This is a genomic window from Pseudomonas asgharzadehiana (genome assembly GCF_019139815.1).
In the GTDB taxonomy this organism is placed as follows: domain Bacteria; phylum Pseudomonadota; class Gammaproteobacteria; order Pseudomonadales; family Pseudomonadaceae; genus Aquipseudomonas; species Aquipseudomonas asgharzadehiana.
Genome location: NZ_CP077079.1, coordinates 1825936 through 1846391 on the forward strand (window position 1 = coordinate 1825936; position 20456 = coordinate 1846391).

17 protein-coding genes are annotated in these 20456 nt (G+C 61.1%); 7 read left to right on the forward strand and 10 right to left on the reverse strand.

Translation table 11 applies throughout. The features are described from left to right. Positions 1 to 8: 8 nt before the first annotated feature. From KSS96_RS08445 to mfd, 3 genes are read right to left on the reverse strand one after another with little or no spacing between them, the layout of a single operon-like run. Positions 9 to 2705 (reverse strand): DEAD/DEAH box helicase, encoded by a 2697-nt coding sequence (locus KSS96_RS08445; protein ID WP_068937304.1) that lies wholly within the window; start codon positions 2703 to 2705, stop codon positions 9 to 11. A gap of 9 nt (positions 2706 to 2714) precedes the next feature. After that, the gene (locus KSS96_RS08450; protein ID WP_017526648.1) at positions 2715 to 3281 is read right to left on the reverse strand and encodes a CsiV family protein; all 567 of its coding nucleotides are present in this window, start codon (positions 3279 to 3281) and stop codon (positions 2715 to 2717) included. Positions 3282 to 3292: 11 nt separating this feature from the next. Then, on the reverse strand, positions 3293 to 6742 hold the full coding sequence (gene mfd, locus KSS96_RS08455; RefSeq protein WP_017526647.1) for a transcription-repair coupling factor: 3450 nt from the start codon (positions 6740 to 6742) through the stop codon (positions 3293 to 3295). A gap of 340 nt (positions 6743 to 7082) precedes the next feature. On the opposite strand from mfd, the gene KSS96_RS08460 reads away from it, so the two are divergent. Further along, positions 7083 to 8546: a glyceraldehyde-3-phosphate dehydrogenase gene (locus KSS96_RS08460; RefSeq protein ID WP_017526646.1), complete on the forward strand. Its 1464-nt coding sequence runs from the start codon at positions 7083 to 7085 to the stop codon at positions 8544 to 8546. A gap of 161 nt (positions 8547 to 8707) precedes the next feature. On the opposite strand, the gene KSS96_RS08465 is transcribed toward KSS96_RS08460, so the two are convergent. Further along, positions 8708 to 9241, reverse strand: coding sequence for a chalcone isomerase family protein (locus KSS96_RS08465; protein WP_017526645.1), 534 nt, complete (start codon positions 9239 to 9241; stop codon positions 8708 to 8710). Positions 9242 to 9455: 214 nt separating this feature from the next. On the opposite strand from KSS96_RS08465, the gene sthA reads away from it, so the two are divergent. After that, on the forward strand, positions 9456 to 10850 hold the full coding sequence (gene sthA / locus KSS96_RS08470) for a Si-specific NAD(P)(+) transhydrogenase (RefSeq protein ID WP_017526644.1): 1395 nt from the start codon (positions 9456 to 9458) through the stop codon (positions 10848 to 10850). Between the two features lie 42 nt (positions 10851 to 10892). Here sthA and KSS96_RS08475 read toward each other — a convergent pair whose 3' ends face one another. Beyond that, positions 10893 to 11615: a glycerophosphodiester phosphodiesterase gene (locus KSS96_RS08475; RefSeq protein ID WP_017526643.1), complete on the reverse strand. Its 723-nt coding sequence runs from the start codon at positions 11613 to 11615 to the stop codon at positions 10893 to 10895. 44 nt (positions 11616 to 11659) lie between these two features. Beyond that, positions 11660 to 12244: a PilZ domain-containing protein gene (locus KSS96_RS08480; protein WP_017526642.1), complete on the reverse strand. Its 585-nt coding sequence runs from the start codon at positions 12242 to 12244 to the stop codon at positions 11660 to 11662. A 94-nt stretch (positions 12245 to 12338) separates the two neighbouring features. Between KSS96_RS08480 and KSS96_RS08485 the strand changes: the two genes are divergently transcribed. The 3 genes from KSS96_RS08485 to KSS96_RS08495 are packed head-to-tail and all read left to right on the forward strand — an operon-like array spanning position 12339 to position 15583. Further along, entirely contained in the window at positions 12339 to 13589 is a 1251-nt protein-coding gene (locus KSS96_RS08485; RefSeq protein WP_017526641.1) for a lipoprotein-releasing ABC transporter permease subunit, read from the forward strand. A 7-nt stretch (positions 13590 to 13596) separates the two neighbouring features. Further along, complete coding sequence (gene lolD, locus KSS96_RS08490; protein WP_017477213.1) at positions 13597 to 14280, forward strand: lipoprotein-releasing ABC transporter ATP-binding protein LolD; 684 nt, start codon at positions 13597 to 13599, stop codon at positions 14278 to 14280. 58 nt (positions 14281 to 14338) lie between these two features. After that, positions 14339 to 15583 carry a lipoprotein-releasing ABC transporter permease subunit gene (locus KSS96_RS08495; RefSeq protein ID WP_017526640.1) on the forward strand — a complete coding sequence of 415 codons (1245 nt, stop codon included), beginning with the start codon at positions 14339 to 14341 and terminating at the stop codon, positions 15581 to 15583. A 103-nt stretch (positions 15584 to 15686) separates the two neighbouring features. On the opposite strand, the gene KSS96_RS08500 is transcribed toward KSS96_RS08495, so the two are convergent. Further along, on the reverse strand, positions 15687 to 17042 hold the full coding sequence (locus tag KSS96_RS08500) for a heavy metal sensor histidine kinase (RefSeq protein WP_217855990.1): 1356 nt from the start codon (positions 17040 to 17042) through the stop codon (positions 15687 to 15689). Beyond that, positions 17039 to 17719 (reverse strand): heavy metal response regulator transcription factor, encoded by a 681-nt coding sequence (locus KSS96_RS08505; RefSeq protein ID WP_017526638.1) that lies wholly within the window; start codon positions 17717 to 17719, stop codon positions 17039 to 17041. The genes KSS96_RS08500 and KSS96_RS08505 overlap by 4 nt, the downstream gene beginning before the upstream one ends. Positions 17720 to 17875: 156 nt before the next feature. Between KSS96_RS08505 and copI the strand changes: the two genes are divergently transcribed. Further along, complete coding sequence (gene copI / locus KSS96_RS08510) at positions 17876 to 18397, forward strand: copper-resistant cuproprotein CopI (RefSeq protein ID WP_217855992.1); 522 nt, start codon at positions 17876 to 17878, stop codon at positions 18395 to 18397. Between the two features lie 66 nt (positions 18398 to 18463). Next, positions 18464 to 19294: an NADPH-dependent 7-cyano-7-deazaguanine reductase QueF gene (queF, locus tag KSS96_RS08515; RefSeq protein WP_135196701.1), complete on the forward strand. Its 831-nt coding sequence runs from the start codon at positions 18464 to 18466 to the stop codon at positions 19292 to 19294. Positions 19295 to 19432: 138 nt separating this feature from the next. Here queF and KSS96_RS08520 read toward each other — a convergent pair whose 3' ends face one another. Together KSS96_RS08520 and pcrP are read right to left on the reverse strand one after the other, a co-directional pair. Further along, entirely contained in the window at positions 19433 to 19699 is a 267-nt protein-coding gene (locus KSS96_RS08520) for a DUF4404 family protein (protein WP_017526635.1), read from the reverse strand. Positions 19700 to 19810: 111 nt separating this feature from the next. Then, positions 19811 to 20419 carry an HAD superfamily inactivated hydrolase PcrP gene (pcrP, locus tag KSS96_RS08525; RefSeq protein ID WP_017526634.1) on the reverse strand — a complete coding sequence of 203 codons (609 nt, stop codon included), beginning with the start codon at positions 20417 to 20419 and terminating at the stop codon, positions 19811 to 19813. Positions 20420 to 20456 lie beyond the last annotated feature (37 nt).

Below are 20456 nucleotides of genomic sequence, written 5' to 3' on the forward strand. Positions count from 1 at the left end.
GGCGCACTCTAACCGCGCTTCTCTTGTTTAGTGGGCAACGGCGCAAACAGCGCTTCGATATCTTCGTTGCCCAACTGCCAGTCCCCGGTGGTACGTCCATCCAGCACGCCCGCTGCCAAGTCGGATTTTTCTTTCTGCAGGTGCTGGATTTTCTCCTCCACCGTGCCGCGGGCAATCATCTTGTAGACGAATACCGGCTTCTCTTGCCCGATGCGATACGCACGGTCGGTGGCCTGGTTTTCCGTGGCCGGGTTCCACCAAGGGTCGTAGTGGATCACGGTATCGGCTTCGGTCAGGTTCAGGCCGACACCGCCTGCCTTCAGGCTGATCAGAAAAATCTGCAGCTTGCCGCTTTGGAAATCCTTCACCGGCGTGCGTCGATCACGGGTCTGGCCGGTCAGCAGGGCGTAGGCAATCCCGCGTTTTTTCAGTTCTGCTTCGATCAGGCTCAGCATCGAGGTGAACTGGGAAAACAACAGGATGCGCCGGCCTTCGGCAAACAGCTCCTCAAGCATTTCCAGCAGGCTGTCGAGTTTGCCCGAGGTGCTGCCACGGGCGGGCAGGGTAGCGTCGTTGATCAGGCGCAAATCGCAACACACCTGGCGCAGCTTGAGCAGCGCCTCAAGAATGATGATCTGGCTGCGCGCCACGCCCTTGCGGGTGATCTCGTCGCGGACTTTTTTGTCCATGGCCAGGCGCATGGTTTCGTACACGTCGCGCTGCGCTTCGTTGAGGTCCACCCAGTGGATGATCTCGGTCTTGGGCGGCAATTCCGTGGCCACCTGTTCCTTGGTACGCCGCAGCAGGAACGGCTTGATCCGACCATTGAGGTGCTGCAATCGCACCTCGCTGCCGCGTTTTTCGATGGGCACGCGGTAATCGCGGTTGAAGCTTTTTACGTCGCCCAGCCAGCCCGGCAACAGGAAGTGGAACAGCGACCACAGCTCACCCAAGTGGTTTTCCAGTGGCGTGCCACTCAGGCACAGGCGTTGCCGCGCGTTCAGCTCGCTTGCGGCCTGGGCGGCCTTGCTGGAGGGGTTCTTGATGTACTGGGCTTCATCGAGAATCAGCACATGCAAGGGCAGGGCGGCCAGCCGTTCGATGTCCTTGGGCAGCAGCGCATAGGTGGTCAGCAGCAGGTCGTAATCCTGCAGGTTGTCGAAATGCTTCTTGCGCCCGGCACCGTACAGCGCCAGCACTTTCAATTGTGGAGTGAAGTGCGCCGCCTCATCGAGCCAATTGGGGATCAGGCTCGTGGGCATGACCACCATGCACGGCCGATCCAGGCGCCCGGCGATCTTTTCGCTCAGCATATGTGCCAAGGTCTGCAGGGTTTTGCCCAGGCCCATGTCATCCGCGAGAATGCCACCGACGTCGAGCTGGCGCAGCGACTGCATCCAGCTCAAGCCTTCCAGCTGATAGGGGCGCAGCGTCGCATTCAAGCCTTCGGGCGCCACACACGTGAAGTCCTTGATATCCCGCAGGCGCTGGGCGAAGTGGCGGATCTTCTCGCCACCCTCCCACTGCAGGGGCAGGTCTTGCAGAGGGTTCAAGCGAATCGCATCGGCCTTGGCCAGGCGCAGGGTGGTGGTGCCGGGCTCTTGCAGGTAGAACTCGCCCAATGTGGCCAGCACCGGTTTCAGGCGGCCGTAGGGCAGTGCCACTTGCAGGGGGCCGTGGCCGCCGTTGGGCAAGCCGGGAATGTTCACCAGGATCAGTTCGTCATCGCGGCGGCGCGCGACTTTTTCCGGGTTGAGGATCTCGATGTGGGAGCGCATCAGGTTCAGCAGGATCGGTAGCAGGCTCAGGCGTTCACCGTTGACGATGATCCCCAGCTCCAGGTCGAACCAGTCACGCTCGGGCCCTTCATCGACGGTGGCGTACCAGTCATCGACCGGGCTCAGGTCGAAGCCGAAATCCTCATCGATCTGCAACTCCCACCCCGCGCTGCGCAAGGTGGGCGATGCATTGAGGGTGAAGTTCAGCCAGGCGCTGTCATTGACCATCTCGAACAGCTCGCCGGCGCTTTCAGGCAAGGCCTTGCTTTGGCGCGTGGCGATTTTGAAGCCCAGCAGGCGCAGTTGCTCGCGATAGCGCTGCTCCAGCTCGGGATGCCGCTTGATGCGCAGGCTCTGGGTTTCCTGGCGCACAATAATGTCGGCGTTCTTCTGCCCGCTGACATAGTTGCCCAAATAGTTGAACGACAGCGCCGCGCGGTGCTGGATATAGCGCTGCATCTTGCCGTTGCGCGGCTCAAACGCACTGAATTCGACACTGGCCAGCCACAGGCGCGGGATCGGTAGCACATCGTCCATCACCACTTGCGGCAGCACCACGCGGTTATCCAGCACGGCCTGGAGTTTTTGCAACAACTCGGCATCCTGGGCCGCTGCCGGGTAGGCCAGGGTTTCCTGGACTTTGAGCAGCACGGCCGCGATGTGTTTGCAGTTGGTGTGCACCGGGCAGGTACAGCGGCTGTCCACCAGGATCAACGTGCCCTTGGCTGACTCGCGCAGTGAAATGGTCTGCCGATAAACGTTGCCGCCCGAGCCTTCGCAATTGGCGATGATGGTGCTGTCGCCGGATTCGACGATGCGCACGCGGTTCTCCAAGGCATACCGCCGCCCGCGCTCCAGGCTTTGCTCTTTGAAGCGATTGGCCCACGAAGGGGCCAGGGGCTTGGTCAACGACGACGTCAGGGGCATGGCGCTGGATCAGTCCTGGATGTCGGGCGGTGGTGCGCTGGGTGGCTTGGCGGTCAGCGAGGTAATCTTGATCAGCAGCGCCAGGTGGCCGCCATCCAGGTAATTGAGCTGATTGTTCTTGGTGCGCACGTCGGTCTGGCTCAGGTGTTCGCTGGCGATCACGCTGGCGTTGCTGTCGAACTGGTTGACCCAGAACTGCGCATCGATATCGGTGAAGCGGCCCAGTTGCAGGCTCAATGTGCCCTCAATGGGAAACTGGCCGAACTGCTCCTGACCGTCGGTGATCGCGATTTTCACCGGCTGCTCGCCCAGGTTCTGCTCCCAGGTTTTATGCGCCAGCACGGTGTAGCTGCTATCGGCATTGAGCTTGTCGACGATGTTGTTCAGGCGCGGCGGGCTCATTTTATCGCCCAGGCGCACGGCCCCGGCATCCCAGTTTTCCGGCGCGGCGCGGCTGTTGATCACGGGCTCCGCGTTCTGGCGTACCAAAATCATTTCTACCAGGTACGGGCTGTCGGCGAAGGCCGAAGGCGCCACGACTACCAACAACAAGCTCAGCATGCGGAACAAGCGCATTGGGGCGTCCTTCAAACAGATTTCGGAATGAGGCGCTCAAACAACGCCTCCAGGGTATTGAAGCGTTCTTCGGCACGTTCCATCGGCACCATGAATTTGAACAGCGTAGCCCCTTCGAACTTGTAGCGGTTGGGCTGGCCCTGGATCAACTTGATCAGCACCAAGGGATCTACCGGCGTCTGCGCTTCGAACTCGATACGCCCGCCCTGAGGCCCGGCGTCGACTTTCTTTATTCCCAACTGCTCGGCCTGCAGTTTGAGCAGCGTCAGGCGCACAAGGTTCTTGGTCGGTTCCGGCAGCAGGCCGAAGCGGTCGATCATCTCGACCTGCAAATCCTTGAGGCCTTCTTCGTCGGTGGCCGAGGCGATGCGCTTGTACAGGATCAGCCGCGCGTGCACGTCGGGCAGATAGTCTTCGGGAATCAAGGCCGGTAGGCGCAGGTTGATTTCCGGGCCACCGCCCAGGGGTTGGTCGAGGTTCGGTTGTTCACCCTTGCGGATGGCTTTCACGGCGCGCTCGAGCATTTCCATATAAAGGGTGAAACCCACCGCCTGGATCTGCCCGCTCTGGCCGTCGCCCAGCAGTTCGCCGGCGCCACGGATTTCGAGGTCGTTGGTGGCCAGCACAAACCCTGCGCCCAGGTCCTGGGTGTTGGCGATAGCTTCCAGGCGCTTTTCTGCGTCGGAGGTGATCTGTTGGCGCGGCGGCGTCAGCAGGTAGGCATAAGCCTGGTGGTGACTGCGCCCAACGCGGCCGCGCAGCTGATGCAGTTGCGCCAGGCCGAACTTGTCGGCGCGCTCGATGATGATGGTATTGGCGCTCGGCACGTCGATGCCGGTCTCGATGATGGTCGAGGCGATCAGCACGTTGAAGCGCTTGTGGTAGAAGTCGCTCATCACCTGTTCGAGTTCGCGCTCGCGCATCTGCCCGTGGCCGATGGCGATGCGTGCTTCGGGCACCAGTTCGGCGAGGTCGGCGGCGCATTTCTCGATGGTCTTCACGTCGTTGTGCAGGTAGTACACCTGGCCGCCGCGCAGCAGTTCGCGCAGCAGGGCTTCTTTGACCGTGCTTTTGTTCTGTTCCATGACGAAGGTGCGCACCGACAGGCGTCGCGCCGGCGGCGTGGCGATGATCGACAGGTCGCGCATGCCCGACACGGCCATGTTCAGGGTGCGTGGGATTGGCGTTGCAGTGAGCGTAAGAATGTCGACTTCACTGCGCAGGGCCTTGAGCTGTTCTTTTTGCCGTACGCCAAAGCGGTGTTCTTCGTCGATGATCACTAGGCCCAGGTTCTTGATCTTCACATCGTCCGACAGCAGCTTGTGGGTGCCGATCACGATGTCGATCTTGCCTTCGGCCAAATCGGCGACGGCCGCGTTCACTTCCTTGGCCGACTTGAAGCGGCTCATCACTTCGACGGTTACCGGCCAGTCGGCAAAGCGATCGCGGAAGCTGTTGTAGTGCTGCTGGGCGAGCAGTGTGGTCGGTACCAGGATCGCCACTTGGCGGCCGCCGTGCACGGCAATAAAGGCGGCGCGCATGGCCACTTCGGTTTTGCCGAAGCCTACGTCGCCGCAGACCAGGCGGTCCATCGGCTTGGGCGCGAGCATGTCGGCGCGCACCGCTTCGATGGTGGTTTGCTGGTCTGGGGTTTCTTCGAAGGCGAAGCCGGCGCTGAAGGTGGCGTAGTCGGCTTTCGGGTCGGCGAACGCATACCCTTCGCGGGCCGCGCGGCGCGCATAAATGTCGAGCAGTTCGGCGGCCACGTCGCGCACCTGTTCGGCGGCCTTGCGCTTGGCTTTCTGCCAAGTCTCGGAGCCCAGGCGGTGCAGCGGTGCCAGGGCGTCGTCGCTGCCGGTGTAGCGGGCGATCAGGTGCAGGTTGGCCACTGGCACGTAGAGTTTGGCGCCCTCGGCGTATTCCATGGTGAGGAATTCGGCTGCCTGGTTATCGATCTCCAGGGTCTGCAAACCGAGGTAGCGACCGACGCCGTGGTCGATATGCACCACCGGCGCGCCTTCGCGCAACTCTGTGAGGTTCTTGATCACCGCGTCGTTGTTGGCGTCGGCGCGTTTTTCACGGCGACGACGCTGCATCACGCGCTGGCCGAACAGTGGGCTCTCGGCGATCAGGGCCAGGGCCGGGTCGTCCAGCAACAAGCCTTCATCCAGGGGGGCGATGGTGATCGCCAGGCGCTCTTTGCTGCTGATGAAGTCCGGCCAGCTGTCGACGGTTTTCGGCCGCAGCTTCAGGCGCTCCAGCAGCTCCAGCAGCACTTCACGGCGCCCGGCGGATTCGGCGGTAAACAGCACGCGGCCGGGGAAGCCACCCAGGAAGTTCGACAGCGCTTCCAGCGGCTGGTTGGCCTTGGCTTCAATCGCCAGGTTTGGCAACGCTTGCGCCGGGAAACGTTCGCGGCCACCGCCTGCGTCCACGTCCTGTTGGCTGGCGACCACGCGCGGCCAGTTTTTGAGGCGTGCGAAGCAGTCTTCCACCGGCAGGAACAGTTCGGCGGGCGGCAGTAAAGGCCGGGAGGGGTCGACGCGGCGTTCTTCGTAGCGGTTGCGCACGTCGTTCCAGAAGTTCTCGGCCGCTTGCTCAATGCCTGGCAGCGAGAACACTTGGGTGTCCTGGGGCAGGTAATCGAACAGGGTCGAGGTTTCGTCGAAGAACAACGGCAGGTAGTACTCGATACCGGCCGGCGTAATCCCGCTGCTCAAGTCCTGGAAGATCGGGCAGCGGCGGAAGTCCACGTCGAAGCGCTCGCGAAAGCGCGCCTTGAAACGGGTGACCGCATCTTTTTGCAGTGGAAATTCCCGCGCCGGCAACAGCTTGACCGATTCCACCTTGTCGATGGAACGCTGGTTTTCCGGATCGAAGGTGCGCAGGGTCTCGATTTCGTCATCGAACAGGTCGATGCGGTACGGTAACTTGCTGCCCATCGGGAACAGGTCGATCAGGGCGCCGCGCACCGCGAACTCGCCGTGCTCGTACACCGTGTCGACGCAACGGTAACCGCTGGCTTCCAGGCGTGTGCGCATCTGTTCCACATCGAGCTTCTGGCCGATATCCAGCACCAGGCTGCTGCCCAGCAGGAACTTGGTCGGCGCCAGGCGATGCAGCGCCGTGGTGATCGGCACCACCAGCACGCCGTGGGCCAGTTCCGGCAAGCGGTACAGGCTGGCGATGCGCTGGGAGATGATGTCCTGGTGCGGCGAGAACAGGTCGTAGGGCAGGGTTTCCCAGTCGGGAAAATGCAGCACCGGCAAATCGGGGGCGAAGAAGCTCAGCTCCTGCTCCAACCGTTCGGCACTTTGGCTGTCGGCGGTGAGCAGCAGGGTAAAGCGCTTGGCTGCGCTGGCAGCCTCGGCGATGGCCAGGCTCAGGGCGGCACCGGGCAGGTTGCCCCAATGCTGTTTACCTGCCGCGGCAGGGAGTAGCGGTAGACGCAGAACGGGCACGGAAGGTTGAGCTCCAAGCGTTGCGACAAAGTCGGTAATTGTAGCGGCCCGAGGTGCCGCCTGTCAGTTGCTGACTGTGTGTAATGCGGTTTGTAGGAAATGTAGTGGTTAAGACAAACAATGCAGCCTTTTGACTCAATATGTAGTGCCAAACGGCGCGGATATTTCGGAGGGTTACGGACAAGTCGGCAGGCTTGTGCCAATGGTGGCCTTCTGAAGCCCGCGTATTTCCTGGCCTGTGGCGGGGTGGTATTTTTTTGCAAGGGCTTTTTGTTGCCCGTCGCGCATTGCTCAACGCGCAGTCGGGCGACATAATGTAGCCCCTTTTTTCAGCCCCTACATGTGGAAGGTTCCCGTGACTCAGAAGCCCGACCAGTGTCTTGGTGAATGGATCGACCGTGAAGCACTCGCAGAAGCGATGATCCCGCTTATCGGTCAGCTGTACCGCAATAACAATGTGGTGAGCTCGATCTATGGCCGCAGCCTGATCAACCAGTCTGTCATCGCGATTCTCAAGGCGCACCGCTTTGCGCGCCATCGCTCCGCCGACGACAGCGAACTCTCCGTCCACGAAACATTCCCACTGCTCAAGGCCATGAGTGAGCTCAAGCTCGGCGCGGCCTCGGTAGACCTGGGCAAGTTGGCGTACAAATTCCGCAACGAAGGCAATGGCCGCAGCGCCGAGCAGTTCGTGCGTGAAGAAATGGCCGATGTGGTTGGCCAGCAAAACGCGGCGGCCCGCAAAGGCACCGACGTTGTGCTGTACGGCTTCGGTCGTATCGGCCGCCTGCTGGCGCGCATCCTGATCGAAAAAACCGGCGGCGGCGACGGCCTGCGCCTGCGTGCGATCGTGGTGCGCAAAGGCGCCGAAAACGACCTGACCAAACGCGCCAGCCTGTTGCGTCGCGATTCGGTACACGGCTCGTTCAACGGCACCATCACCATTGACGAAGAAAACAACACCATCACCGCCAACGGTAACCTGATCCAGGTGATCTACGCGAAAAACCCGACTGAGGTGGATTACACCCAGTACGGCATCCAGAACGCCCTGCTGGTGGACAACACCGGCGTATGGCGTGATGCCGAGGGCCTGGGCCAGCACCTCGCATGCCCGGGTGTTGACCGTGTTGTGCTGACCGCGCCTGGCAAGGGCAAGCTCAAGAACATCGTGCACGGTATCAACCACGCCGAAATCACCGCTGACGACAAGATCGTGTCCGCCGCTTCCTGCACCACCAACGCCATCGTGCCGGTGCTCAAGGCAGTGAACGACAAGTTCGGCATCGTTAACGGTCACGTTGAAACCGTTCACTCGTACACCAACGACCAGAACCTGATCGACAACTTCCACAAAGGCGATCGCCGTGGTCGCAGCGCCGCGTTGAACATGGTGATCACCGAGACCGGTGCGGCCACCGCTGCTGCCAAGGCCCTGCCTGAGCTGGCCGGCAAGCTGACCGGTAACGCGATCCGCGTGCCGACGCCGAACGTGTCGATGGCCATTCTCAACCTGAACCTTGAGAAAGCCGCCACCCGTGAAGAGATGAACGAGTACCTGCGCTACATGGCGCTGCACTCCGACCTGCACAAGCAGATCGACTTCGTCAACTCGCAGGAAGTGGTGTCCACCGACTTCGTGGGCTCGCGCCACGCCGGTGTGGTGGACGCGGAAGCGACCATCACCCAGGACAACCGCGTTGTGCTGTACGTGTGGTACGACAACGAGTTCGGCTACAGCTGCCAGGTGGTTCGCGTGATGGAAGACATGGCCGGGGTCAACCCGCCTGCGTTTCCGCGCTAAGCCTGAGTGCTGAATGAAAAAGCCCCGACTGGTTCGGGGCTTTTTTATGGCTGGTGGTTTGTGGTGTGGGTATGGGCCTCATCGGGAGCAAGCCCCCTCCCACAGTTTGATTTGTGAATATATTCAAATGTGGGAAGAGGCTTGGTAGCTCAGCCGACGCATCAATTGAGCAACTGCCCACGCAAACTGTCCGACAACCCCTTCGGTGCCAGCCAGATACCCATATAGGCTTTCGCCAATTCAGTATCCCGACTGCTGAACACCACCTGGCCATTGATCTCCAGGTTCAAACCGCGCCCCGACCGAAAATCCAGGGCGTAACGATCCCCGCTGCGGATATTGCGAAAGCGCGCATGCAGTTGATCCAGCTCAGGCTTCAAACGAGCACTGGCTTGCTGGCGCTCCAACGTCGCGGTGGCGGCTTTGATCACATCCTTTCGGTCGATGTCGCGAAAGTAATACAACACAAGGCGCAGGTCCTGTTGTTGGGCCCAGGCCTGTCTGGCGCTCACATCCGCAGAGGCATACAACGCGGCTGCGTATACATCGGCCCACAGATACGTGAGCACCGCCTGGTTTTTGCGGGCCAGGCCCTCGAACTGTGCGGGGAAATCAGCATGCTTGAGTCGATCCGCATCGTTGGCGTGAGCCGTGATCGACATCATCAGCATCAAACAGATAAAGAGTTGTCGCATAATGGCTCATCCTGAAATTGGCGCTGATTTGCGTCATGTAGTATGGCAATACTGGCCTACGACGCGACCAAGGGTTAATGTGCGCGGCGTTGAGCCTTATATAGACTGTGCCCCGGTTCACACACTTGAGCCAAATTGTCCTTCATGCCCGCTGGCCGCGGCATGATTTAGCCCGGCGTCCAACCGTACGCCTGGCCTGTTCTGAGGAGTACGCATGGCTGTCTACAACTACGACGTGGTGGTACTGGGTTCCGGCCCGGCTGGAGAAGGTGCGGCGATGAATGCCGCCAAAGCTGGGCGCAAGGTCGCGATGGTCGATAGCCGTCGCCAGGTCGGCGGTAACTGCACCCACCTGGGCACCATCCCGTCCAAGGCCTTGCGTCACTCGGTCCGCCAGATCATGCAGTTCAACACCAACCCGATGTTCCGGGCCATTGGTGAGCCGCGCTGGTTCTCGTTCCCGGACGTATTGAAAAGCGCCGAAAAAGTCATTTCCAAGCAAGTCGCTTCGCGCACCGGCTACTACGCCCGTAACCGTGTCGACCTGTTCTTCGGCACCGGCAGCTTCGCCGACGAGCAAACCATTGAAGTGGTGTGCTCCAACGGCGTGGTCGAGAAACTGGTGGCCAAGCACATCATCATCGCCACCGGTTCGCGCCCGTATCGCCCGGCGGACATCGATTTCCACCACCCGCGCATCTACGATAGCGACACCATCCTGAGCCTGGGCCACACCCCGCGCAAACTGATTATCTACGGCGCCGGCGTGATCGGCTGTGAATATGCCTCGATCTTCAGCGGCCTGGGTGTGCTGGTGGAGCTGGTGGACAACCGCGACCAGTTGCTGAGCTTCCTCGACTCGGAAATTTCCCAGGCGTTGAGCTACCACTTCAGCAACAACAACATCACCGTGCGCCACAACGAAGAGTACGAGCGCGTCGAAGGCCTGGACAACGGTGTGATCCTGCACCTCAAGTCCGGCAAGAAGATCAAGGCCGACGCCTTGCTGTGGTGCAACGGCCGTACCGGCAACACCGACAAGCTGGGCATGGAAAACATCGGGGTCAAGGTCAACAGCCGTGGCCAAATCGAGGTGGATGAGAACTATCGCACCTGCGTGCCGAACATCTACGGCGCCGGTGATGTGATCGGTTGGCCGAGCCTGGCCAGTGCGGCGCATGACCAGGGCCGTTCGGCGGCCGGCAGCATTGTCGATAATGGCAGCTGGCGTTACGTCAACGATGTGCCGACCGGGATCTACACGATTCCCGAGATCAGCTCGATCGGCAAGAACGAGCACGAGTTGACCAAGGCCAAGGTGCCTTACGAAGTAGGCAAGGCGTTCTTCAAGAGCATGGCGCGTGCGCAGATCGCCGGCGAGCCGCAAGGCATGCTGAAGATCCTGTTCCACCGCGAGACCCTGGAAGTGCTCGGCGTGCATTGCTTTGGCTATCAGGCTTCAGAAATCGTGCACATCGGCCAGGCGATCATGAACCAGCCGGGTGAGCAAAATACCCTCAAGTATTTTGTGAACACCACGTTCAACTACCCGACCATGGCCGAAGCCTATCGGGTCGCCGCCTACGACGGCCTCAACCGGCTTTTTTGAGCGGCTCCGGCCGGTGGCCTGAGCCGGCCGGGGAGACCGATTTCAGTAATTCCCGAGGGTGGCAGTGGCCAAACCGGGAAAGTCTGTAATCAGGCTATCTACGCCGAAGTCCGCGAGCCTGCGCATCAGTGCAGGTTCGTTGACCGTCCACACGGACACGTGCAAACCCTGGCGCTGGGCTTTTTCCAGGCGCTCAGGGGTGCACAGCGTCCAGTTCAACGCCAGGTACTCACACCCATAGTTCTGCGCGACCTTTAACGGGTCGAGCCAGGCGTATTCGGCCACCAGGCCGCGCGACAGGTCCGGTGTGAGTTCAACCGCCGCCTTGAGTACTTCCCGCGAGCTCGAGGTCACGGTGACCTTATCCATCAGGCCGAAACGTACCGCCATTTCACGGATCGCCAGCACGGTGGTCGCGGCGCGGGTGCGCGAAGCGCTTTTGACTTCCAGTTGCCAGTGATCGAAATCGCACTGTTCGAACAGTTCTTCCAAGCGTGGAATCGGGCACGGCGTGACCCAACCCGGGCCGCCTTTACGGGCGTCCATCTTTACCAGGTCGGCCGCCGAGTATTCGACGACCTTGCCACGCCGGTCGGTCGTGCGCTTGAGGGTCGGGTCGTGGATGACCATCAACTCGCCGTCCATGGACAGGTGCAAATCCAGTTCGCAACGGCGTACACCGTGCTTGAGGCATTCCTGAAAGCTGCTCAGGGTGTTTTCCGGTGCTTCGCCTTTGGCACCGCGATGGCCGTAAATCAGGGTCACAGTTGCTCCTCAATGCCAGGTCTTCTGGCCAGGTCAATACGAAATCAGGTGTCTTGGGCGTCGCTCTTTTCCCGCGCCAGTCGGCGTTGCTGGGCTTGTTTCTGCAGAATGTAGCGCGCCAGCAGTTGGCGTTGGGCATCGGTCATGGCTTCGAATTCAGTGCCGACATCAAACCCGTCGCCCTTGGGATCGCAGTGGGTCACCTTTGCGCGCAGCAGCAGGCCGAGTGCCTGGGGCATCAGCACCAGCTTGACGGCCAGGTGGGTGTCGGTGGCGAGTGGGGCAGGGTGTTGAAAGTCGATACCGCCTTCGGAAATGATCACCGGCTGCGGGGCCCCGACCTCGTCCAGCAGGCCGCGGGCCATGATCTGGCTGAGCAAATCCAGGCGTTTGTTCTGTACGCGCAGGAAGGCCGCGAGGGTGCGATCCTTCTCGCTGAGCTGGCGCAACAGGTGTTGGGCTTCGAATTCACTGAGGTGCAGCTCGCTGAGCAGGTTGAACAGCGGCGAATCATCCAGCAACACTTCCTTGCTCGCCGCTTCGGGGGCAGACAGGCTTTTGATTTGGAGTGCGATCATGTCATCGATACGGTAGTATTCGCGGCGCTCTTCTTCATCTAATGTCGACATGGCGAACCCCAGGTAACGGTAATGGTCTGAGTGTAAAGCTGCTTATCAGACCCCGCCACCGGGACGTCTTCTTTTCCTCCGAACAAGCCCCGACATGTTCAGACCTCTCTTCGTATTTATTGGCACGCGTTATACCCGTGCAAAGCGTCGCAATCATTTTGTGTCGTTCATTTCCTTGACCTCGATGATCGGTCTCGCCCTGGGCGTGGTCGTGATGATCGTGGTGCTGTCGGTGATGAATGGCTTCGATCATGAGATGCGCACCCGCGTGCTGGGCATGGTGCCCCACGCAACCATCGAGGGCGATGCGCCCATCAGCGACTGGCAAAGCCTGGCCGCCAAGGTCAAGCAGAACCCCAAGGTGGTGGCCGTCGCGCCGTTCACCCAGATGCAGGGGCTGCTGACCAACGACGGCAAGGTGCAGAAGATCCTGCTCAATGCCATCGACCCGGCCCAGGAGCGCAACGTCTCGATCATCGACAAGTTCATGCTGCAGGGCAAACTCGATGACCTGGCGCCCGGCAGTTTCGGCATCGTGATTGGCGACAAGGCCGCGGCCAAGCTCGGCGTGGGCCTGGGCGACAAGTTGACGTTCGTCGCGCCGGAAGTCACCGTGACCCCGGCCGGCATGTTCCCGCGCATGAAGCGCTTTACCGTGGTCGGTACCTTCCACGTTGGCGCCGGCGAAATCGATGGCTACCTGGGCCTGACCAACCTCACCGACCTGGCGCGCCTGCATCGCTGGCAGCCGGACCAGGTGCAGGGCCTGCGCTTGAAGTTCTCCGACCTGTTCGACGCCCCGCGCGGTGCCTGGGAAATCGCCCAGCACCTGGGTGAAAGCCAATATTACGCTCGCGACTGGACCCGTACCCACGGCAACCTGTACCAGGCCATCCGTATGGAAAAAGCCATGATCGGCCTGCTGTTGCTGCTGATCGTCGCGGTTGCTGCCTTCAACATCATTTCCACGCTGGTGATGGTGGTGAACGACAAGAAGGGTGACATCGCCATCCTGCGCACCTTGGGCGCAACGCCGGGGCAGATCATGGCGATCTTCATGGTGCAAGGCACCGTGATTGGCGTGGTCGGAACGCTGATCGGCACGGCGGTCGGTATTCTGGCGGCGCTGAACGTCAGCGCCGCCATCGCCTTGCTGGAAAAAGTGATCGGCCACAAGTTTCTCAACGCCGATGTCTACTTCATCGACTATTTGCCGTCCCAGGTTCAGGCCCAGGACGTGTTGATGGTGGGCGGCGCCGCGTTGGTCTTGAGTTTCCTTGCCACCCTGTATCCAGCCTGGCGCGCGGCACGTACCCAGCCAGCACAGGCCTTACGTTATGAGTGAATCGGGCATGAGTGAAAAAGCAATCCTGAGCTGCCGCAACCTGGGCAAATCCTATGAGGAAGGTCCGGAGTCGGTGGTGGTGCTGTCCAATCTGCAGTTGGAGCTGCATCCGGGCGAGCGCGTGGCGATCGTCGGCAGTTCCGGTTCCGGCAAAAGTACCTTGCTGAACCTGCTGGGTGGCCTCGATACGCCGTCCCAGGGCAGCGTCTGGCTGGCCGGTGAAGAGCTGTCGGCCCTGGGCGAAAAGGCGCGTGGCCAATTGCGTAACCGCTCGTTGGGCTTTGTGTACCAGTTTCACCACCTGTTGCCGGAGTTCACCGCCCTGGAAAACGTGTGCATGCCGTTGTTGATCGGCAAGACCGCAATCCCCGAAGCGCGCCAGCGTGCCAAGGCCCTGCTGGAACGCGTCGGCCTGGGCCATCGCTTGGAGCATAAGCCGGCCGAGTTGTCCGGCGGTGAGCGTCAGCGTGTGGCGATTGCCCGTGCCCTGGTGAACAACCCAGGCTTGGTGATGCTCGACGAGCCGACCGGCAACCTCGACTCCCACACCGCTCAGGGCATCAAGGATTTGATGCTGGAACTGAGCACCCAGATGCGCACCGCGTTCCTGGTGGTGACCCATGACATGAGCATGGCCCGTCAGATGGACCGTGTGCTGCACCTGCAGGAAGGTCATCTGGTCGCCATCTGACCTGTTTCAAGCCCGGCGTCCGACGCCGGGTTTTCTATTTTTTCAACGGTGCCCGCGAATGTTCAGACCGTTATCGATTTTTATCGGCACGCGCTATACCCGCGCCAAGCGCCGCAACCGTTTTGTTTCGTTTATTTCGATGACCTCGATGATCGGCCTCGCCCTGGGCGTGCTGGCGATGATCGTGGTGCTGTCGGTGATGAACGGTTTCCAGCGCGAAATGAGCTCGCGCATCCTCGGCATGGTGCCGCACGCCACCATCGTCGGCGTGAACCCGATCGATGATTGGCAGCCGGTGGCCGCCGCCGCGATGAAGAACCCGCAAGTGACCGCCGCTGTTCCGTTCACACAAATGGACGGCATGTTCTCCTACAAAGGCGCGATGCAGCCCATCGAGATCAGCGGTATCGACCCGGCCCAGGAAGGCAAGGTGTCTATCGTGGCGCAGCACATCGTGCGGGGCAAACTGGATGACCTGAAGCCCGGCGAGTTCGGCGTGGTGGTGGGCGAAATCACGGCGCGGCGTTTTCGCCTGAACGTGGGTGACAAGCTCACGTTGATCGTGCCCGAAATCAGCAGCGCACCGGGGGGGATCACCCCGCGTATGCAGCGGTTGAACGTGGTCGGGATCTTCAAGGTCGGCGCCGAGCTGGATGGTTCCATGGCGTTGATTCATATGGCCGACGCGGCGCAAATCCAACATTGGCAGCCCAACCAGGTGCAGAGCGTACGCCTGGCGGTGAAAGACCTGTATGCGGCGCCAAGCGTCTCGGCGGCTATCGCTACCGGCCTGGGCGCGGCTTACAAGGCCGATGACTGGACCCACACTCAGGGCAGCCTGTTCAGCGCGATGAAAATGGAAAAGACCATGATCGGCCTGTTGCTGCTGATGATCGTCGCCGTGGCCGCGTTCAACATCATCGCCACCTTGATCATGGTGGTGAACGACAAGGGCGCGGACATCGCGATTTTGCGCACCATCGGCGCCACGCCACGGCAGATCATGGCGATCTTCATGGTGCAGGGCACCGTGATCGGTATCGTCGGCACCCTGATAGGTGGGGTGCTGGGGGTGATTGCGGCGCTCAACGTCAGTGAGCTGGTGGGTTGGGTCGAGCGGGTGAGTGGGCAGCATATCTTCAGTTCGGACGTGTATTTCGTCAGCAACCTGCCTTCGGAGCTGCAAGGCGCGGATGTGCTGCTGATCTGCACGGCCGGGTTTGTGTTGAGCTTCCTGGCGACGCTGTACCCGGCGTATCGGGCGGCGAAGATTGAGCCGGCGCATGCGCTGAGGTATTCGTAAGCCTTTAGATTGCAATCGGGGGCAAGCCCCCTCCCACATTTGACGGTGTTAACGAATTAAGTGTGGAAGGGGCTTGCCCCCGATTGGGCCGGTACAGCTTGCCTCAATCTCCAGCCGGCAACTCAATCACAAACCGCGTCAACCCCGCCTCAGACTCACAAAAAATCCGCCCTCCGTGCGCCCGCACAATCGACTGGGTAATCGCCAGGCCCAGCCCCGCATGCTCGCTGCTACCTTCATAGCGCGCCGGATCGGCCCGGTAGAACCGATTGAACAGTTTGGGTAACAGCTGCGCCGGAATCCCGTCGCCGGTGTTCGCCACCGTCAGCGTTACGCCCTTTGCGTGTTCGCTCAGGCTCACGCGAACTTCGCCGCCCGCCGGGGTAAACCTGAGCGCGTTATCCAGTAGGTTCGACAGCGCCCGGCGCAGCATGCCGCGATCCCCAGCCGTATGGGCGCTACCTTCGCGTACCAGCGAAACCTGTGCGTCTTCCGCCAGCAATGCAAAAAATTCCAGCAGCGCCTCTGCCTCATCCGCCAGTGCCAAGGGTTCACGCTTGGGCATCAACAAGCCGTGGTCGGCCTTGGCCAGGTACAGCATGTCGTTGACCAGTTGGGCCATCCATTGCAGCTCTTCGAGGTTGCTGTGCAGCGCTTCACGGTAATCCTCCAGCGGGCGCGGCTGGGTAAGGATGACCTGGGTCTGGGTCAGCAGGTTCGACAACGGGGTGCGCAGTTCATGCGCGATATCGGCGGAGAACGCCGAAAGGCGCTGGAACGCATCGTCCAGGCGGCCAAGCATGGCGTTGAAGGCCTGGGCCAGTTCCGCCAGCTCCATCGGCATGTGCTGTTGAGGCAGGCGCTGGGTCAGGGAATGGGCGGACACACCGGCGGCCACTTCACCCATGCGCCGCAACGGGCGCAACCCGCTGCGTGCGGCCCAGGCACCCAACAGCGCGGTGGCCAGGGCGGACAGCCCGACGGTGAGCCAGATCAAATGCTGCATGCGCTGCAGGAAATGCTGGTGGTGGGTGATGTCGAGCATCAAGCTCAGTTGCGGCGAGCCGGGCTGGCCTGGCGTCAACGGCGCGTTGTATACACGGTAATCGGTGTCGGCCGTTTGCAGGCTGTACAGGCCGGGCGCCGTCGGCAGGTTGACGCTCGGCGCATCGTCCAGCCAGCGTCGACCGTCAGCGCTGATACGCAGCCTCAGGTCGGGCTGGCGCGTGAGTTCGGCGCGCAATTGCGCTTCACGTTGAGCGAAGGTTTCCAGTGAGTCGACGCCTTGCAAGGTGCTGCGCAGCGTCATGAGTTTGCTGTCGAGCTGTTGCTGGTCCAGCTCGATAAAATGCGCCTCGCTGGCATGGTTGAACAACACGCCGGCGACCAGCGAGACCATGGCTGTGCAAGCGGCAAACAGCAGCGCCAGGCGGCTGGCGAGGGACAGGCGCTTGATCACGGCAAGCGCTCCTCAAGCACGTACCCCATGCCGCGCACGGTGTGGATCAGCTTGTTGGGGAAGTTGTCGTCCACTTTCAGACGCAGGCGGCGGATCGCCACTTCGATGATGTTGGTATCGCTGTCGAAATTCATGTCCCACACCTGGGATGCGATCAAGGTCTTGGGCAGCACTTCGCCCTGGCGCCGCAGCAGCAGCTCCAGCAGGGAGAATTCCTTGGCGGTAAGGTCGATGCGTTGGCCGTCACGCTCAACGCGGCGGCGGATCAGGTCCAGGCGCAGGTCAGCCAGTTGCAGGGTAGTTTCCTGGGGTGTACTGCCGCCGCGGCGCAACAGGCTGCGCACGCGCGCGAGCAGTTCGGAAAAGGCAAAGGGCTTGACCAGGTAGTCATCGGCACCCAGCTCCAGACCGTGCACGCGGTCTTCCACGGCATCGCGCGCGGTGAGAAACAGCACCGGAATGTCCAGGCCGGCGCTGCGTACCGCTTGCAGGATTTGCCAGCCGTCGCGGCCGGGCAGCATCACATCGAGGATCAGCAAGTCATAGTCACCGGTCAGCGCCAGATGCTGGCCGTTGGTGCCGTCGGCCACCAGTTCGGTGGTAAAACCCGCCTCGGCCAGGCCCTGGCGCAGGTAGTGGCCGGTTTTTGGTTGGTCTTCGACGATCAGCAGTTTCATGGGCGGCTCTTGGCAACGGGTGACGAAGGGCTTTATACCGTGGGTGCCAGGCGAAGGGCGCAACCTGACAAAGTTGTAATCTAGCAGTCAGCTGGCTGGCAGCGGCGTCATCTTAGAGTGCAGCCCAAGATGCTTATAGATTTTTGGAGAAGAGCCATGACGTTGCGTACCCCCTTGCTGTTGGCTGGTTGCCTGTTGGCGTTGAGTGTCAACGCAATGGCCGATACGGCCCACGCCTACGCGTTTGGCCAGCCGGCAAAGGCGGATAAAGCCACGCGGACCGTGGAAGTCACGCTGCAGGATATTTCCTTTTCGCCTAAGTCCCTGGCTGTAAAAGCCGGTGAGACGGTGCGCTTTGTACTGGTCAATAAGGGCCGATTGCTGCATGAATTCAACCTTGGTGACGCGGCGATGCATGCCGAGCACCAGAAGGAAATGATGCAGATGCAGGCCAGTGGCATGCTTACGTCCACCGGGATGGGCAAGATGGACCACGGCGCGATGGGCCATGGTGATATGGGCGGCATGAAACATGATGACCCTAACAGCGTGCTGGTCGAGCCCGGTAAAACCGCTGAGCTGACCTGGACCTTCACCCAGGCGACTGGCCTTGAGTTCGCCTGCAACCTGCCCGGGCATTACCAGGCGGGTATGGTCGGCAAGTTGACCGTTGAGTGAGGCGCAGCTTAAGAGCGGGGGCAAAGGCTGGTAGACTGGCGCGGTTAATTTAGCCAGGTTTCCGCCATGCATCCCGCAGCCGAACATTCGCCGCTGGGCAAGTCCAGTGAATACATCTCCACTTACACCCCTTCGTTGCTGTTCCCGATCCCTCGTGCCGCCAAGTGGGCCGAGCTGGGCCTGAGTGCCGAGACCCTGCCTTACAAAGGTGTGGATTTCTGGAACTGCTTCGAATTGTCCTGGTTGCTGCCGTCGGGCAAGCCGGTGGTGGCGATCGGTGAGTTCAGCATTCCCGCCGACTCGCCGAATATCATCGAGTCCAAGTCGTTCAAGCTGTACCTCAATTCGTTGAACCAGACGGCGTTTATCGACACTAGCAGCCTGGAGGCGACCCTGCGCACTGACCTCAGTGCCGCCGCCGGCAAGCCGGTGAGCGTGCGTATCCGCAGCCTGGTCGAGGTCGAGGCCGAAGGTGTGATGGCGTTGCCGGGTGTGTGTATCGACGACCTGGACATCAACGTCAGCAGCTACGAACACCCCCGTCCGGAGTTGCTGCGCTGCGATGCCTCGCGTGTGGTGGAGGAGAGCGTGCACAGCCACCTGCTCAAATCCAACTGCCCGGTCACCAGCCAGCCTGATTGGGGCAGTGTGGTGGTGGAGTACCGTGGCCGCGCGCTGGATCACGCCAGCTTGCTGGAATACGTGGTGAGCTTTCGTCAGCACTCGGATTTTCATGAGCAGTGCGTGGAGCGCATCTTCCTCGACTTGCAGCGCCTGCTGAAGCCGGAAAAATTGACGGTGTATGCGCGGTATGTGCGCCGCGGTGGGTTGGATATCAACCCGTATCGCAGTACCGAGGATGTGGCGTTCCAGAACGTGCGTCTGGCACGGCAATAAGCCTTCACGCAACACCCAATGTGGGAGGGGGCTTGTTCCAGATGGCGGGGTGTCAGTCACGGTATTTGTGCCTGACCCACTGCTATCGGGAGCAAGCCCCCTCCCACATTTTGCATCTGCGCTTGGCTGGCGGGCGGGTTAGATGCCCATGTTGCCCAGGCTGATCATGATATTGCGCAATGTCCCGGAAATGACTGGGTGCTCAGCGTCAAACTCTATAGCCGCTTGACTCACGTCGTCGGAAATACTGGGCGACTGGGTGGCCGGTTCCAGTTCAAGTTGCACTTCAAACTTGGCGATCAAGGCTTCCAGTGCTTCACGTTTTTCTTCCGGCAGTGGCGGGTCCTGTTCCAATTGCCCGCGCAGGATCTCGACCTGTTCTTCCAGTTTTTTGCGATCAGGCATGACGTTCTTTCCTTTTATCGATAGGCACTGGCATAGACCGCGGCACGCCGTGAAAGGTCTACGGGCTGACGTGTAGATTAATCCACCGGCGCCGACTGTGCATGATCTCGATCAGGGCTTCTCGCCTTTGAGCCGGCGCAGGCTGATGTCCGCCAGGCAGGTGCCCAGCTCGCCGAGGTGATCGATCACCGAGTGCACCCCCAGCCCATACAGCGCCACGGTAGCCTTGCCGCGCTTGTGTTCGCGTTCCTTGTCGCTCAGCGCTTGCCACTGCTCGGGCGCCAGGCCGCACAGTGAACCGCAGGAGGCCAGGCCGATAGTCCACAACCCTGCGTTCAGGCCCGATTGCAACAGGCGCGGCTCGCCGCTGACCAATACGCAGCCTTCCAGGCGTTCGATGTTCAATTCCATCAAGGCTTGCCAACAAGCATGGGGCGCAGGCCAGCGGATGGAGGAGGGCGAGGCGGCCTTGAGCCAGTCGGGTAGCGCGGCGGCCAGTGGGGTCGTTATCGACGGGGGTAGCTCATCCAGCCAGGCGCAGGGTATGCCTTGTTCCTTGAGGTGGCGCAGGACTTTCAGGGCACCAGGTGTGGCTTGGGAACTCAGGGCGCAAGAGTCGGTGCGCGCCTGGGAACCAAAGTCCACCAGGCAGCCACTCAGGCCAAACAACACAGCAGTCAAGGCGGGGGCGCTGGCGATGGCTATCTCGGCGTGAGGCATGTCGACATCCCTGAAATAGCTGTGACGCTATCGGGGC

Bases quoted from the DNA above. Each gene is read 5' to 3' on its own strand.
- KSS96_RS08445 (WP_068937304.1), bottom strand. From the start codon at position 2,705: ATGCCCCTGACGTCGTCGTTGACCAAGCCCCTGGCCCCTTCGTGGGCC.
- KSS96_RS08450 (WP_017526648.1), bottom strand. From the start codon at position 3,281: ATGCGCTTGTTCCGCATGCTGAGCTTGTTGTTGGTAGTCGTGGCGCCT.
- KSS96_RS08460 (WP_017526646.1), top strand. From the start codon at position 7,083: ATGTGGAAGGTTCCCGTGACTCAGAAGCCCGACCAGTGTCTTGGTGAA.
- KSS96_RS08465 (WP_017526645.1), bottom strand. From the start codon at position 9,241: ATGCGACAACTCTTTATCTGTTTGATGCTGATGATGTCGATCACGGCT.
- sthA (WP_017526644.1), top strand. From the start codon at position 9,456: ATGGCTGTCTACAACTACGACGTGGTGGTACTGGGTTCCGGCCCGGCT.
- KSS96_RS08480 (WP_017526642.1), bottom strand. From the start codon at position 12,244: ATGTCGACATTAGATGAAGAAGAGCGCCGCGAATACTACCGTATCGAT.
- KSS96_RS08485 (WP_017526641.1), top strand. From the start codon at position 12,339: ATGTTCAGACCTCTCTTCGTATTTATTGGCACGCGTTATACCCGTGCA.
- lolD (WP_017477213.1), top strand. From the start codon at position 13,597: ATGAGTGAAAAAGCAATCCTGAGCTGCCGCAACCTGGGCAAATCCTAT.
- KSS96_RS08495 (WP_017526640.1), top strand. From the start codon at position 14,339: ATGTTCAGACCGTTATCGATTTTTATCGGCACGCGCTATACCCGCGCC.
- KSS96_RS08505 (WP_017526638.1), bottom strand. From the start codon at position 17,719: ATGAAACTGCTGATCGTCGAAGACCAACCAAAAACCGGCCACTACCTG.
- copI (WP_217855992.1), top strand. From the start codon at position 17,876: ATGACGTTGCGTACCCCCTTGCTGTTGGCTGGTTGCCTGTTGGCGTTG.
- queF (WP_135196701.1), top strand. From the start codon at position 18,464: ATGCATCCCGCAGCCGAACATTCGCCGCTGGGCAAGTCCAGTGAATAC.
- KSS96_RS08520 (WP_017526635.1), bottom strand. From the start codon at position 19,699: ATGCCTGATCGCAAAAAACTGGAAGAACAGGTCGAGATCCTGCGCGGG.
- pcrP (WP_017526634.1), bottom strand. From the start codon at position 20,419: ATGCCTCACGCCGAGATAGCCATCGCCAGCGCCCCCGCCTTGACTGCT.